Below are 16,018 nucleotides of genomic sequence, written 5' to 3'. Positions count from 1 at the left end.
CAGTAGCGGTCACCACTCAAACCGCAGCCCGCCTTGCAGCCGTCGTGCCCGTGTCAGGTCCGTGCCGCTGCCCGTTTCCGTTCCAAACGGACGCGTGGTCAAGCCCTCGGCGGCGATCGCTGCCGCATCCTGAAAGACCAGCGGCGTCACTCCATTTACCGTTGTTCCCACGATGAAGGCGCGCTGGGTCACGCTCGTCACGTTGCGGTGGTTGAACAGGTTGAAACCCTCCGCGGTTAGCCGCAACGTCGCGCCTTCATGCAGCGGAATCGCCCGTGCGAGCCGCAGGTCCAGCGTCGCCTCCGTGGGCAGCCGCAGCGTATTGCGGCCGACGCTGGGCAGGTACGTCGCTCCGCCCGATCCGTTCAGGCTGGCGCGGCCGCCGGCCAGCGTCGTTCCACCCTCGACCAGAAAGCTGTACGGCCGGCCGCTGGTGACAAACAGGATCGGCGCCACTGTGAAGCCGTTCGCCAACCGACGCTCGAAGCGCGACCCGTGCTCCAGTTCCGGAGCCCACACCGCTGTCGCCGTGACCTTGTGGCGTCGGTCCAGGTTCGAGAGCGCGCGGTCGTAGCTGGGGTCCACCGGATCGAACTGCGCGTCGGTATCCACCGCCGATCCCGTTACGCGTAGATTGTCCAGCGATTTGCTGAAGGTGTACGCTCCACGAACCGTCAAACCTCGCGCCGCCACCCGCGAAACCTGCACCACGCCCGCCTGGTACGCGGCATTGCCGTTCGATCGCACCAGCGTCACAGGTCCGAAATCGGGCGAGATGCGCGACGTGTACACCGGCACCACGAACGTCGCCCCGTTCTGCAGCCCTGGCGTCGTGACCGCGTCCGTACGCTGGATCGCGAACTTTCCCGCGCTCAGCGACGGCGCCAGGTTCACATCGGTCGAGTTGGGCAACTCATGCGACAGCGCCGCCGCATAGCTCACGCTCACCACGATGCCGTGGGATATTTGCCGCTCGACGGTGACTTCACCGTCCTCGACCGTTGGCAATTGAAAACGCCGCGACAGAACCGTCGCCGCCGAAGTCTTGGCCGGAAGGCCGGTGCTCCCGCAGGTGTACGTGGCCGGGTAGCCGAAGTTCGTTCCCGCGGAACTGCACGCAGGTTCGATCTCCGTCGTCGGCGTCACGCGCAGGTTGTACACCGACGCTGCCTGCGCCGTGTTGGTTAGCACCTGTTGCAAGAGCCGCCCCGTCGCGCGTCCGAAGTGCAGCCCATAGCCCACGCGCACCACCGTGCGGTCGTGCAGGCCATACGCAATGCCCAGCCGTGGCGCCAGATTGCCGGGATCGCCGGGCAGAAAGCCCGTCTGCCCCAGGTTGCCAAACACAGTATCGAGCGCCACATTGGCGTGCTGCGGCAGCGGCATGCGGAAGTATTCGTACCGCGCTCCCAACGTGACGTGCAGGCGCGGCGTTAGCCGCCACACATCGTGCACTCCCGCGGAGCCCTCGCCGGTGTGAAACCGCACCGATGTGCCCGCGCCAAAGCCTTGCGTAAAGCTCTGGAAGCAGAACAGGTGCGTTGTCGCATAGATCGACGGGCAGCCACCGTTCGGGTAGCTCGTCGCGCTGTACGTGAAGTCGGTGAGAAAGTCGACCAGCCCACCCGCGCGCCCACCCGTGCTGCGGCTTCCATACTGGTACGCCCCTGTGGTCGCCGCGCCGGTGTCGACAGCGGTGTCGATCAGGCTGCCGGCAGCCTGCAGCGTGACGCTATGTGCGCGACCGGAGAAGGTCACGCTCACCTCTGCCTCGGCGCGGTCCTCGTTGGGCAAACGGCGCTTCTCAGCCGCCACCGGCAGACCGAACCGGAATGCGCCGCCACTGGTCGCGTTCCCCAGATCGATGCTCACCTGCGGCACCGATCCGGCAGGTCCGGTTTGCGGCTCGGCAGCCAGCGTGGGCGCCTCCGTAACCGTGGTCGCGTCGCGCGATATCGCCATGCCAGTTTCAACCACCCAACGAGCGCCCAGGCCCACGCTTTCGGTCGCGCGCAACGTGTCTGCGGCGATGTGCAGGGTTGAGAAGTTATCCCGCGACTGCGCCACCACGGCACCACCGCGCGCGCCCGATGGTGCATCGTGGCGCGCCCCGGTGTAGGTCAGCAGCAAGGAACTCTTCGGGGAAGTGACAATGTCCAGCCGCGGCGTCAGCGCTAACGTAGAGCTCCGCCGCGGCACTTCTCCCGTGAGCGAATCCAGGAACCCGAGGCCGCGCGCTGTTTCTGCCGCGGTCACGCCTCGGTTGGCCAGGAGCGCCGTCTGCACCGCCGTCAGTGTGTAGAACGCGGGGTTGTCTGGCGAGCTGATGCCCGGAAAGCTGCGCAACTGGCCCTCCGCCGCGCCGAACGCGTACACGCGATTCGCCGTGTGCGGAAGGCGGCTGCCGATGGAACCGCCAAACTGCTCGCGCTGGTCGCGGGGCTTCACGATCTCGCTGAACGGGGCACCGCCGTTGTAGTGCGTGGCAATCGCAAACGGATCCGTAGCGTCGGCCGCGCTGTGCCGCAGGAGGAAGAACGCGCTCCCATGCAAGTCCTCACCGGCGCGGCGCGTTACCGCGTTCACCGATCCTGCGGCATCGCGGCCCAGCGGCGAGCCCTCGCCGATGGAGCGCACCTGGAACTCGCGCACCGCCTCCAGAGGCACGTTGAACGGGATCGCCGCACCGCCTCGTGGAGCGCCGTCGTAGCTGCGGTTGGCCGTGAACCCGTCCAGCGTGAAGCTCGCCTGGGAAGGATCGGAGCTGCGCGTCGTTGTCTGCACTGTCTCGGCTGAACTGTCACCCGTATCGGTGTCCAGGATGGTCCCGGTTGCGTCTTCGCCTCGATCTCCACTCATCGATGAACCGCCCGAAGGGTTGACCGCAAAGGCACCGCTGTCGTCACCAAGGTTCGTCAGCGGCGTCAGTAGCGCGAAATCCTGGAAGCGGCGACCGTCGATCGGCAGAGCGATGAGCTCCTGTGGCAACAGGCTTGCATTCAGCGGAGAGTCGACCAGCGACGGCCGCTCCGCCTCCGACGCGCGCACCGTGAGGCTCTGCGCCGAACCAACCACCATGGTCAGTGCCAGCCGCACCGCCTGGCCCGCCGCCACGCGCACCAGCGGCACACGGAGCGAAGCGAAGCCGTCCCGCTCGCAGCGGATCTCGTATTCGCCGGGTTGCAGATCGTCGATGCGAAACTCACCGAGAGCATCGGTTTCGACGGTGCGCTCGGGCAACCGTCCCAGACGCATCGTGAGCCGCACTCCCGGTAGAGCCACGCCTGCAGCATCGCGCAGAACGCCACCCACAGCGCCGGTGGTCAGCGCCTGCGACCGCGCACCGGCGGGCGCGAACAACACCGCGGCAGCGGCGACAGCGACGATTCCGGCAGCACAGGAGCGCGGCCACAGACAGGACAAAGGGGAGGAGATTCGAGGACACATGCAAACGGCCCGCGTTCCACACGGGAGGCCGTGACACAGAAGGAGAGAAAACCAGCGCAAGTCCCGCGACGCCGCTGCGTGTGCTGTCAGCGCGGCCAAACGCATCAGGGAGTGAGCTGTGCTCACGAGTGTATCCCCGTTTCCATGCGCGTGTAATCCTCGCCGCGCGAAAGCGTGTCGAGCCTTTCATCACACCAAGAGAAAGGGCGGCGGCCGAAGCCACCGCCCTTGAAATCCGGCTTGCACCGGCGTTGCGCTTAGAAGGTGAACCGGCCTGCGATCTGGAACTGCCGCGGGCTGAATGCGTAGTTGCTGTTGGTGTTGCTGACCGTGCCGAAGTTGGTGGTGCTGACCAGGTTGGCCGTGCCGTTGGCAGCACCAGCTGACGCGGCAGGCGACGAGATGGTGAACGCGCCACCATTCACACCGGTTACGTTCTGGTGGTTGGCCAGGTTGAAGCTCTCGATGTACAGCGAGAACGCCTTGCCTTCCTTGATGCGGAAGTCCTTCTGCAGACGCACATCCACGTTCACAAGGCGCGGGTAGCGGAAGGTGTTGCGACCGATCTGCGGAATGTACGTAATGCTGGTTCCCAGAAGGCCGGAGTTGGTCGCGGTGGTCGGAGCCAGCGTGCCGTCGCAGAAGCGTGAAGCAGCGTTGGTCGCCGTGTTGTTGGTGCACTGGTTCGGTGTAGTTCCGCTGACTGTTGCGGAGTACGGCAGACCGGTCTGCGCCTGGATCAGCGGCTTAATGGACCAGCCGTTGGTCAGGTAGGCCAGGGCGCTCTTATCGTTCTCGATGCCCGGGATGTTGAAGATCGCCCATCCCACCACACGCTGGTGCACGTCGTAGCTCGACGTGCCATAGTTGAGGCGCTGATTGCCGAATGGATCCAGCCAGTTGTTGATCGACGTGCCCGTGAACGAGCCCTGCGAGAAGTCCAGCGCGTGCGCCCACGTGTAGTTCGCGTCAAACGTCGCCCAGTGCAGCGAGCGGTTGGTGATGTCGAACGAAAGCGCGTGATAGCTGGAGTTGATGTTGCTGCTCACCTGCGTCACGGAGCCGTACGTCGGATTCAGACCGATGGAGTTCAGCGCCGGTGCATTCCCCGTAGCAGCGTACTGCCGCCCGGCGTATACGCGGGTCTGGATCTGTGATCCGCAGGCGAGCAGGTTGCAGCCGCCGTTTGCGCTCGGCTGCACCGTGTAGGTTTCGGTGTAGAAGGCGTTCGGGTTCTGGTTCACGTTGATGAAGTTCGGCAGCTCGCGACCCGCCGATCCCAGGTAGGCCAGGCTCAGCACGTTGCGGCGGCCCAGGTCCTGCTGCACCGTCAGGTCCGCCTGGTAGGTGACCGGGTTCTGGAAGTGGTTATCCAGGTACACGATGTTGCCACCGGCGGTGGGGCTGGCTGAGGCGACCTGTCCCTGGAACAGGGGAGCGGCGGATGTCTGATTCGAGTAGCTGATGTTGTAGGCACCGTTTGCCGACCCCGTCTGCGTCAGCGCGCTCAGCAGAACCGAGTTGGCGATACGGCCGTAGTAGAAACCCATGCCGCCGCGGACGACCGTCTTTCCTTGGCCATACGGATCCCACGCAAAGCCAATGCGCGGCGAGATGTTGTTCTTATCGTCTGGGTGACCCGCGGTCTGCGGCGCCAGCGTGGTGTTGTTCAGCGCCGCAAACGGCTTCGGAATCGACTCAAAGTCGTACCGCGCGCCGAGGTTCAGCGTGAGGCGCGGCGCAATCTTCCAGTCGTCCTGCACAAAGAAGCCGTAGTCCATCGTTGAGAAGTCGAAGGTGTACGGCCCAAAGCTTTGCAGGTAGCTGTTGTAGCAGGGCAGATTGCCCACGCCCGTCAGGCCCGTATTGCAGGTACCGGCGTGCCCCGGCGCCAACACATCCGAAACGTAGTTGATGATGCTTGTGCTGTAGGTGAACGCGCCGTTGATCTGGTTGGGTGCGTTCTGCAGATCGTAGTTGTGGACGATGTCCTCGCCCACGCGAATGTTGTGCTTGCCGATGTTGATCGACAGCGTGTCGCCCACCTGCCACTTGCGCTCGTCCGGATATGCCTTGCGATAGGAGTAGTACGGCGATCCCAGCGCAAAACCCAGCGACGAGAAGATGCTGTACTGCCCCACATTGCCAGTAGCCGGGTTCTGCAGGAATTGCTTGCTGTAGCTGGACAGCGGCTGCTGGCCTTCATCGTTCAACTCGCGGCCGTACTGGTAGCGCAGCTCGTTGGCCATGTTGTTCGTGATGACCGAGTCCAGCTTGGCCAGGCCGTAGTCCAGCTTCACGAAGTCCGTGCCGAAGTAGTCGACCGCATCGGTGAGGCTGGACTGCGTCTGCACGCCACCCGGCGAATCCCAGCGCAGGCGGTGATACAGCACGCTCAGGTTGTGCTTGGGAGTGATCTGCCAGTTGAGCTTGGGCGTGTTGATGTTCTGGTGGCCATACCGCGGCACCGTTCCGAGATCGGTGTTCAGGGCCGCAAGCTGCGCGTTATAGGCCGCGGCTGCAGTGGCATACGTGTTGCCCGCGGCGCGGGAGTTCAGGCGCGCAGCCAGCAAACAGGCCGCAGCGTCGGTCGAGGACTGGTAGGTCGTTGTCACGCCCTGCCCGTTCAGGCCGGTACCGCTCGGCAGGCCCGTGGCTGCACCCGTGGTCAGGTTGCACGTGGCACCCGTCGGCAGCGCCGCGTCGGCGTTGTCAAAGAACTGAACGGCATTGTTGGCCTTTGCGACGCCGGGGAACTGCCGATCGAATACGTCAAAGGCGTATGTGAAGAAGAGGCGATCCTTGATGAGCGGACCACCCACTTCAAAGCCGTACTGGTTGCGCTTGTCCTTGGGCTTGAACGGAATGACGCGCACGCCAACGCCGTTTGAGTTCGGCACGCTGAGGGTGGTGTACGGGTTGAAGGCACCCAGCTCGTCATCGCGTCGATAGAAGTACGCCTCACCGTGCAGTTGGTTGGTGCCCGTCTTCGTTACTGAGTTCACCACGCCGCCTACGGCGCGGCCGAACTCTGCCGAGTACACGCCGGTGTTCACCTGGAACTCGCGCACCATAGCCTGCGACGTGGAGTAGCCGGCACGTGTACGTCCGCGCTCTTCTGAGAAGAAGGCCTGGTTATCGTCTGCGCCGTCGATCTGCACGTTGTTCAGGGTGGGCGCGATCGCACGGAACTGGAGCAGGCCGAAGCCGTTGGAATCGATCGTGACGCCCGGGGTGGTCAGTGCCAACGTGGACCAGCGGCGGTTGTTGATCGGAATGTTCTCGATCTCACGGTTGCTCAGGTGACCGCCGAACTCGGGCGATTCGAAGTTGATCGCGGGCAGGTCGGCCGTGACGTCGACCGTGCTGCTTTCGGAGCCGGTGGTCAGGTGCGGATTCAGTTCCGTCACCTGCTGCACCTGGACCACGACGCCCGTGGTGCGCTGCTCCTGAAAGCCCGGAGCGGCAATCGTGACCGTGTAGGTGCCGGGATTCAAGAGCGGCGCCTTGAACTCGCCGCTGGCTCCGGCCGTGATGGTCAGGTCCGCATTGGTACCTTCATCGTGAATCCGAATGGTTGCGTTCGGCACGGCAGCGCCGGTCGGATCGAACACGGTTCCGGCGAGGCCGCCCTGGGTCGTGTTCTGCGCCAGCGCCGTTGCGCCGGTGGCCACAGCCAGTACCGCCGCTAGGGCGAGGCTGCGCATGCTCATCTTCTGCGTCATTGCTTCTCCTGAAACACACATCGAACGCCGGGCGTGGCTGCGGTCTTCTCTGCCGCGCTTCGCCGGTACGGTCCTGCACATTCACACAGCCTGACGACTTCGTCGCACACACGGAGGCGTGCGGGTCGAAAATGGCCACGTTGCTTCACCGTCACACATCTGTGTGAACCTGGCGTAAAGCGCCCTGAATCGAAGCATGCGGGTAGCTCCAGTTTCGCAGGTTGCAGGCCCACACTCAAGGTGGCGAACCGCATTTTCAGCGGAAATCATGGCCCGATGCCCGCGATCGTCGCAACCGGGTAGACTTGAAGATGACGGGCAATGTTTATTGATGAGGCGAAAATCCGGGTCAAGGCGGGCGACGGTGGCAACGGCTGCATGGCGTTCCGCCGCGAAAAGTTCGTGCCCCGTGGTGGCCCGTCTGGCGGTGACGGAGGTCACGGCGGCGACATACTGATGCGTTCGTCCGAGCGGCACAACACGCTTGTGCACTTTCGCTTTAATCCGGAGTACAAGTCAGACCGCGGCACGCATGGTCTGGGCTCGAACATGAGCGGCAAGAGCGGCGAACACCTAACGCTCAACGTGCCCGTGGGAACCGTACTCTACGACGACGATACCGGCGAGCTGATCCACGACTTTGAGCGCCCCGATGAAGAGATCTGCATCGCGCGCGGCGGTCGCGGAGGCCGCGGTAACCAGCATTTCGCCACTAGCACCCACCAGGCACCGCGCGAGCACGAGCTGGGCCGCCCCGGCGAAGAGCGCCACTTTCGGCTTGAACTGAAGCTGCTCGCCGACGTGGGCCTGGTCGGTTATCCGAACGTCGGCAAGTCCACGCTCATCTCACGCCTGAGCGCCGCGCGGCCCAAGATCGCGAACTACGCCTTCACGACTCTGGAACCGAACCTGGGTGTCGTGAAGATCGGCGATTTTCCGCACGAGCGCTCGTTCGTGATTGCGGATATGCCCGGCCTGATCGAGGGTGCAAGTCAGGGCGCCGGGCTCGGCATCCAGTTCTTGCGCCACATCGAGCGCACCGGAGTGCTGGTGCACCTGGTGGATGTTTCCGACGGCAGCGGCCGTGAGGATCCGGTCCAAGACTTCAAAACCATCTCTGCTGAATTGGCAGACTTCGGTCATGGTCTGGAAGACAAGCCCGTCATTGTCGTTGCGGCCAAGATGGATGCCGCAAACCCGGACAAGCTGAAGAAGCTGCAGACCTATGCCAAGCGCCGCAAGCTGCCCTTCTTTGCCATCAGCGGCGTGACCGGCGAGGGTCTGGACCCGCTGAAGTACGCCATTGCCGATGCAGTGGAACAACGCCGCGCCGAGCAGCCGGTCGTTGTCTCCGAGGCGCCGGCCAAGCCGAAGAAGCACAAGTCGCCGTATGCTCCACCGCTGGCCAGCGCCAAGCGAGGCGTGTAACAGCGAGCGAGAACCAAAGCAAGGCGAGGCCATGTAGCCTCGCCCTTTGCGCGTTCGGTGCGAGCTACTTTGCCGCCAGTTCCTCCACGCCCACCAGGCCGTGCGAACGCTCGGCAAAGCCGGGTTCATGCAGGAACTTGCGAAGCTGGTAGCCGGCCTTCTCCGCGCGATCCAGCAGACGTTCGTCGAGCGACTTCTCATCAGCGGTCAGTGGCGTCGTCTCCGGCTCCAACTCCAGCCAAGGCAGTAATGCCGCAAACAGTTCGCGGTTGAAGTACTCGGTGCCCTCGGACTCGTTCACATTGAGCACCCAACGCACGTCGCCGTCCGCCCAGAAGGATTCGGTGTTCAGCGAGCCGATGTTGTGGGCCGTGGCGATGCGCACCACCGCGGCCGCACGCCACGCCGCATCGCCCTCAAAGCCGAGCGCAGTGAACGTCTCCGCAAGTGCATGCCGCAACTGCAGCCGGTCAAACAGGTCCGCATGGATGCGCGGTGTCTGCTCGTCCACCGGAAGGGCTCGCACCAGGGCCGAAGCCAGCAACACCGCATCGCGCCGCGGCGCCAGAAGCGCTGGGACTCCCGGAACCGTGGTCGGCTGGCCCTCGCGGTAGTGCCGCTCCAGCAACAGCGCAATGTTGCGTTGCAGGTTGCTCTCGAATACCGCGTCCAGTGTCGGCTCCGGCGCGGCGGCCTTCTCCGCTACAGCCTGCAGAGCCGCCTCGCCGTCACCCTCGTGGCCGGCCGGTGCGACTGCGGTCACGGCACTCGCGGTGATGTCACCAGCAGCCCCTGGCTGCGCCTGCGGTTCCCGCTTCTCCGCTGCGGAGTCATGATGCAAAAGGTGATCGAGGGCAGCGGCTACGCCGTGTGCGACCGCGCGCGCCTCGTGCGCCACACCTTCCAGCACATGCAGCAAACCTGCCTCATGGTGCTCTGAAGCCGCCGCAGAAGTCGCCTTGGCCACACCATCCAACTGCTTCGCAAGGCCCTGCGTGCCCTGTGCTGCGAGCGAAGCCAGGCTTCCCGCAGCGCCTGCACCTCTTGACGCACGCACGCCAGAAGGCACCGTCAAGTGAATGTTGGACTCTGCCAGGAACTCCTTCGCCGAGTTCAGGAAGTCAGTGGCATTCCGTGCCAGAGTGCTGTCCAGCGTTTGAGCCTTGCCCGTGTTGCTGGCTTCTTCCGGGGCCAGCGGCAGGTTGGCCTCCTGGATCGTCAGCCGCAGAGCATCATGCACGGGCCGCAACCGAAGTCTCGTGATCGCCTCGTCGAGTGAGTACACACCGGCGCCGTGCAGCATGTCGTGCAACTGGTCCCACGGCTTCTCCGCTGTGGCGCGCAGTTCGCGGAAGTTCAGAAGCACGATGTACTGGAAGCCGCGCAGGTCAAAGGTGAGACCGTTGTGGTGAATGTCGGTGGCGCGGCGCAGGTACTCCAGGTTGCTCGTCACATCGCGGTACGCCACAAACAGATCGCCGTCGTACGGCAGAGCCAGGCCATCGGCAATGGCGCGCTGACGCATCTCGCCCGAGCCTTTGTCCATGAAGCCTACGGACGTGTGAATGGTGCCGCGCGTGCTCGGATAGGTGTTGTTGTACAGGATGAGCGAGCGCTCGCCGTAGTAGTTGTTCGAGTAGGCGAAGACGTTCTCGTCGACCGAGCCGTCGCCCTTCCAGAAGTCGTACAGGACGAAGTTCGCGGACTCGGCAAAAATTTTGCGATTGCGCAGCAGCGGCGCGATCTCGTGCTCGAAGCGGGAGATAAGGCCCTCGTTCGGCCACTCCTTCATCTTCGCGGCCTTGAACTCCATGCCGTACTGCTCGGTGAAGCCCTCAATCTGGCCGTGCCCGAACATGGGCAGGCCGGGCAGCGTGGCCAGCAGCGTGCTTACGCCGAAGTACTTGTCTCCGGTACCGAATTGCGCGATCGCAGTCTTCTCGTCGGGGTTCGACATGAAGTTCACATACCGCTTCAGGATGTCCGGGTCGAACTCAAGGGTCTTCTTCAGGTAGCTGCGATATTTCGCGTTGTCCTCGTCACGCAGCATGACCATGAACGCCGAGTTGTACACGCGGTGCATGCCGAGCGTGCGGACAAAGTAGCCTTCGAGCAGCCAGAACGCCTCGGCGAGCAGCAGCGTTCCGGGTACTTCCACGGCAACGCGATCGACCACCTCGCGCCAGAACTCGTTCGGCATCAGCGCGTTGAACTCCTCGTCGCTGATGGCGTTTTCCGCGCGCGACGGGATGGAGCCGCCAGCGCCGGGCAGGGGGAACCACAGACGCTGCACATGGCGTTTCGCCAACACCATCGCCGCGTCAAAGCGGATGATCGGGAACATGCGCGCCACATGCAGGATCACCTGCATCACGTGTTCGCGCACCTCGGCCTTGCTGTAATCCAACTGCGCCGTGTCGTTCCAGGCAAAGGTCGTGCCGTCGTTGCCGTGATACATGTAGCGCGTTGCGCCGTCGGCATGGTGGCGCAGGCGGAACACGACGGCCGCATCGGTCTGGTCGTAATAGTGATCTTCCAGCTTGATTTCGACGCGCGAGTCGTTCGACAGGTCCGGGCCGTTGAAGCTGTACACCGGATATGGCGATTCCCAGCGGTACAGGAACCAGTCAGGATGCTCAATGACCCAAGGCGAATCGATGCCCATGTGGTTTGGCACCATGTCGCTGGCCAGCCGCAGGCCGTACCGCGCCGCGCGATCGCGCAACTGCGTATAGGCTTCGTTGCCTCCCAGATCTTCGGCAATCTGATAATCCTTCAGCGAGTAAGCCGACGCCACCGCATCGATGTGCCCGCGCAGGTGCTTGATGGTCTTGCTCGCGACGGAGCGCTCCCACAGACCGATGAGCCACAGACCAGTGATGCCGCGACGCGCCATGAGCTGAAGCTCTTCTTCGGGCACGTGATCCAGGCGGTAGATGTGACGGCCGTACTTCTGTGACAACTGCTCGAGCCACACATAGGTGCTCTTGGCCAGCAGCACCACGTTGGGCATCCAGGCCTGGTCGGCGGAGAAGGCCTCGTACTCGTTCAGCGGTGCCTGATAATCCGTAGCGTAACGCCGACGGCGGACACGACGGCCGTCCGGCAGCGTGATCTCTTCGTCTTCGTAGTCGCCGAAGCCCATGTACTCGTCGCCGACGAAGCCTTCCTTGGCGGTGCCGAAGGCTCCGTGGCGATGCCGGTCCGGACCGGCCGGGTTGAACATGCGCCAGATCGCGATCTCTTCCTCGCGCAGCGTGTCGATGGCCAGGAGAGTGCTCTTCAGTCGGCCGCCCAACTGCACCGTCCAGTGCGTGCGGATGTATTCCAACTGACCCGTCAGAGAATCCGGGGACGCCGTGATCGGCGCCATCAGTGCGTCCAGCAGCGTGCCGATCTCCGGCGACACCTTGGGCCGCGTCTCGAAATAGCTCGGCAGCGCCTCGGTCACCGTCTTATAGGCGGGTGCCGCCGTCTGCAACTCCGTGTCTTCAAACAGCTCGCGAAAGGGTGTGAACGCCGGGTTACTGTTGGCCAGCCACAGCAGCATTAGTTCTTCCAGCGCAGCCTCGCGGTTCGGCAGACCGTCTTCAGCAGCCGCAAGCCACTCGTTTGCTGTGAGCTGTTTGCGGTACACCGCCACGTTGGGGAACTGCTCGGTAAACGCCAGCAACAGCGCATCCAGCTTTTCCGGCGAAGTTTGACTCGAGAACCACTGCAGGGCGGCAGACAGCACCGCCGGATCGACCTCCTTGCGGTAGGCGTCGATCAGCGCGTGCTGCAGTTCGTCGATCAGGCCCATGGCAAACAAGGCGCCAGCATTGATCGCGCGCTTGGGATCTCTTTCCGTGCCGCGCGCCACGTTCAGTTGCTGCGCCAGCTTGCGGCTCGCGGCAACATTGGCAAAAACCACGTTGCCGGTATAGCTAAACAACGACTCGTCGAGTTCCGTCAGGTCGCGAACCGAGCGGGCAATGTGGAATTCCATACGTGCAGGCAAGGGTGCTCTTGCTTTCTCGCATCAGTAGCAGCGATGCGGTCAAACGCTCATCCGCTTGCGCGGCGGCGAGGAGATTCAATCGGCACAGTGACGACTCCGGATCGCTTCCGCGCGAAACCGGACGGCGACTCGGGGGCTAGGGCTTCGCCTCTTGGATGCGTCGCGATGCAAGGCCGTTGCGCTCCATCTTTCACCACGGCGGCCCTGCAACGGCCCGAATTGCCGGGCGATAAGCGGCACACGAACACGGATGTAGGCGAAAGCTGGCGCATTTCCTCCCGCTTCGAGTAGGCGATGAATCGGCATAGCGAACCATTTGACGCCCATGAGCAGCAGATTGACGACTTTCGCATCTCAACTGTGTTGCAGGTGCATGTATGGGCTGGGCCGAGTGGATCGCTGCACAGGGGTATATTGCCGTTGCGGGAATCCTGCTGCTGTCAAATCTTGGACTGCCGATGCCGTCGGTTCTCACGCTGATCCTGGCAGGCGCCGCCGCGCACCACGGATCGCTGAACTGGTTCGTGCTATTGCTGGTTGCTGCTGCCGCTCAGGAGGCGGGAGCTTCGACGCTGTTCGTGCTCGGGCGGAAGACCGGGTGGTGGCTGCTGGGCAAACTTTGCCGCGTGAGCATGGATCCGGAGACCTGCATCTTCCGCTCCGCTGACTTCTTCTACAAGCGCGGCGCTCGCACCCTGCTGTTTGCGCGGTTCATTCCCGGTTTGGCCAGCATGGCTCCTCCTCTGGCTGGCAGTCTGAACATGCGGCCGGCACGATACCTGCGCTACGACATCCTTGGCGTGCTGCTGCACGTGAGCTTGTGGACCGGCATTGGCTACTTTCTCAGCCCGTTCATTCGCGCCATTACTGATACTCTCGCGGTATTTGGCCACGTGATGCTGGGCCTGGTCGTGACGGTGGCGCTTGGCTACTTTGGCACCTGGATCTTTACCCGCGTGCGCGACCGCAAGTACCGCGATGTGGAGCGTGTCTCTGCCGACGAAGTGATTGCGCGGCTGGAAAACCCCGACCCAACGCGCCCCATCGTGATCGCCGACGTGCGCTCGCACGGCTACTACGACCCGGGCATGCAGCGCATCAAGAACTCGATTCGCGTGGAGCCGAATCGCCTCTTGACAGAGCTGGACGCGCTGCGCGAAACGCTCGCCACCGAGTGCGACATTTACGTGTACTGCTCGTGCCTGCGCGATGCCACCAGCGTCCGCATCGCGCATACCTTGGCCGAGCACGGCCACAAAGCGAGAGTGGTCGAAGGCGGTCTGCGCTCCTGGCTCAAGCTGGGCGCACCCACCGAACCCGTGCCGGAAGACGAGATGCACCACCTGCCGCGTTTCGAGTAGACGCCCGCTTCGCCGCCGGGCTCACTACAATAGAACTGTGAGCGATCTCTCCAATTCGGAGCATAATTTCGACATTCTGGTGGTCGGCGCCGGCCATGCTGGCTGCGAAGCCGCCGTTGCGGCCGCGCGCATGGGCCGCCGCACCGCGCTGCTGACGCTGTCGCTCGACAAGATTGCGCAGATGAGCTGCAACCCCGCAATTGGCGGCATTGCCAAGGGCCATTTGGTGCGCGAGGTGGACGCGCTGGGCGGCGTCATGGGCGAAGTTGCGGATCTGTGCGGCATCCAGTTCCGCCTGCTGAACACGTCGCGCGGCCCTGCCGTGTGGTCGCCCCGAGCGCAGTGCGACAAAGCTCTCTACCGCGTTCGCATGCGCGAGTTGCTGGAGCGCGTTCCGAATCTGGAACTGGTCGAGGCAGAGGTGGCGGACGTTCTGCTGCAACACGATGTGGACGGCTCGCGGCGCTGCACCGGCCTCCTGCTGGCCGATGGCACCGAACTCCGCGCGCAAGCAGTTGTTATCACCACCGGCACCTTTTTGAACGGACTGATCCACTGCGGCGAAGAGCGCTGGACCGCCGGCCGCAGCGGTGAAGCGGCGAGCATCCTGCTAGGCGAATCGCTGAAGCGTCTCGGCCTGCGCGAGTGCCGCCTGAAGACCGGCACGCCGCCGCGCCTGGACGGTCGCACCATCGACTGGTCGCGCTTCCAGGAGCAGCCCGGAGACGCCGATCCCACGCCTTTTTCGCTGCGGTCGAAGAACGTCCCGGCACTGCCGCAGATCAGTTGCCACATTGCGTACACCACGCCGGAGACGCTGGAGATCATCCGCGCGAACGTGCATCGCTCGGCGATGTACTCGGGCGCCATCGAAGGAATCGGTCCGCGCTACTGCCCGTCTATCGAAGACAAGATCGTTCGCTTTGCCGACAAGCCGCAGCACCAATTTTTCCTGGAGCCGGAGGGTCTGGACACCGACGAGGTCTACATCAATGGCATGAGCACCAGCCTGCCGCCCGATGTGCAGCTCGCGATGGTGCACTCCATTCCGGGGCTGGAGAACGCGACGATGCTGCGGCCCGGCTATGCGATTGAGTACGACGCGATCGACCCGACGGAACTCGACCGCTCGCTCGCGGTCAAGTCGATCCTCGGGCTGTACCTGGCCGGTCAGATCAACGGCACCAGCGGCTACGAAGAGGCCGCCTGCCAGGGCCTGATGGCCGGAATCAACGCTGCTCTATGGTCGCGCGGGGAAGCACCGTTCACGCTGGACCGCAGCGAGGGTTACACCGGCATTCTCATCGACGACCTGATCTCGAAGGGCACGAACGAGCCGTATCGGATGTTCACCAGCCGCGCGGAGTTCCGCCTGCACCTACGCATCGACAACGCCGACCGCCGCCTGACGCCGCACGGCCGCCGCCTGGGCCTGATCGACGACGAGGCATGGGCCGAGTACGAACAGCGTCAGGCGCGCATGGCCGCGCTGACCGCCGTGCTCGACAGCACACGCGTCGACACTTCAACGCTCGCCGAACTGCTCGCAACCAACGCGAGTGGGGATTCGAACTCTTCAGCGCAGGATAGTGCAAGCGAAGCCACACCGGGCACCGCGGCGAACTCCGCGCAGGTGAAGCCTCAAACGTTGTCACAGTTGTTGAAGCGGCCTGAGCTCCGCATCGAGCAGTTGATGCCAGCACTGCGCGCGCGGCTCGCTGACTCGCCCGAACTGGCGGCGTATGCCGCTGCCGAGCTTCCGGCCAACCTTCGTAACGAGCTGCGGGCGGTCGAGACGGAGATCAAGTACACGGGCTACCTGAACCAGCAGCGCCGCAGCATCGACAAGCTGAAGCGGGCCGAAGAACGCGCCATCCCTGCCACCTTCCAATACAAGGGCGTCAGCGGCCTCTCGCGCGAGATCCAGGAAAAGCTGGATCGAGTCCGCCCACAAACGGTCGGTCAGGCCAGCCGCATCCCCGGCGTCACACCCGCCGCGCTTACCCTGATCAACGTCCTGGTCGAAGTCCACACCCGCGAACTGGCTAAGCAGTAAA

Annotated in this window: 6 protein-coding genes; 3 read left to right on the top strand and 3 right to left on the bottom strand. The window is 63.8% G+C overall.

Going from position 1 to position 16,018, the window contains the following annotated elements; all coding sequences use genetic code 11:
• Positions 1 to 9 precede the first annotated feature (9 nt).
• The gene (locus OHL12_RS14035) at positions 10 to 3,423 is read right to left on the bottom strand and encodes a carboxypeptidase-like regulatory domain-containing protein (protein ID WP_263414441.1); all 3,414 of its coding nucleotides are present in this window, start codon (positions 3,421 to 3,423) and stop codon (positions 10 to 12) included.
• A 281-nt stretch (positions 3,424 to 3,704) separates the two neighbouring features.
• The gene (locus OHL12_RS14030) at positions 3,705 to 7,172 is read right to left on the bottom strand and encodes a carboxypeptidase regulatory-like domain-containing protein (RefSeq protein WP_263414440.1); all 3,468 of its coding nucleotides are present in this window, start codon (positions 7,170 to 7,172) and stop codon (positions 3,705 to 3,707) included.
• A 321-nt stretch (positions 7,173 to 7,493) separates the two neighbouring features.
• On the opposite strand from OHL12_RS14030, the gene obgE reads away from it, so the two are divergent.
• Positions 7,494 to 8,600, top strand: coding sequence for a GTPase ObgE (obgE, locus tag OHL12_RS14025; RefSeq protein ID WP_263414439.1), 1,107 nt, complete (start codon positions 7,494 to 7,496; stop codon positions 8,598 to 8,600).
• Between the two features lie 64 nt (positions 8,601 to 8,664).
• Here obgE and OHL12_RS14020 read toward each other — a convergent pair whose 3' ends face one another.
• Complete coding sequence (locus tag OHL12_RS14020; protein WP_317889823.1) at positions 8,665 to 12,600, bottom strand: alpha-amylase family glycosyl hydrolase; 3,936 nt, start codon at positions 12,598 to 12,600, stop codon at positions 8,665 to 8,667.
• Positions 12,601 to 12,977: 377 nt separating this feature from the next.
• On the opposite strand from OHL12_RS14020, the gene OHL12_RS14015 reads away from it, so the two are divergent.
• Positions 12,978 to 13,961: a VTT domain-containing protein gene (locus OHL12_RS14015; RefSeq protein WP_263414438.1), complete on the top strand. Its 984-nt coding sequence runs from the start codon at positions 12,978 to 12,980 to the stop codon at positions 13,959 to 13,961.
• A 37-nt stretch (positions 13,962 to 13,998) separates the two neighbouring features.
• Positions 13,999 to 16,017, top strand: coding sequence for a tRNA uridine-5-carboxymethylaminomethyl(34) synthesis enzyme MnmG (mnmG, locus tag OHL12_RS14010; RefSeq protein WP_263414437.1), 2,019 nt, complete (start codon positions 13,999 to 14,001; stop codon positions 16,015 to 16,017).
• Position 16,018 lies beyond the last annotated feature (1 nt).

Source organism: Terriglobus aquaticus, from assembly GCF_025685415.1.
GTDB classification, from domain to species: domain Bacteria; phylum Acidobacteriota; class Terriglobia; order Terriglobales; family Acidobacteriaceae; genus Terriglobus; species Terriglobus aquaticus.
Note: the sequence above shows the minus strand (reverse complement) of the source record. Positions and strands in the feature narration are given on the sequence as shown.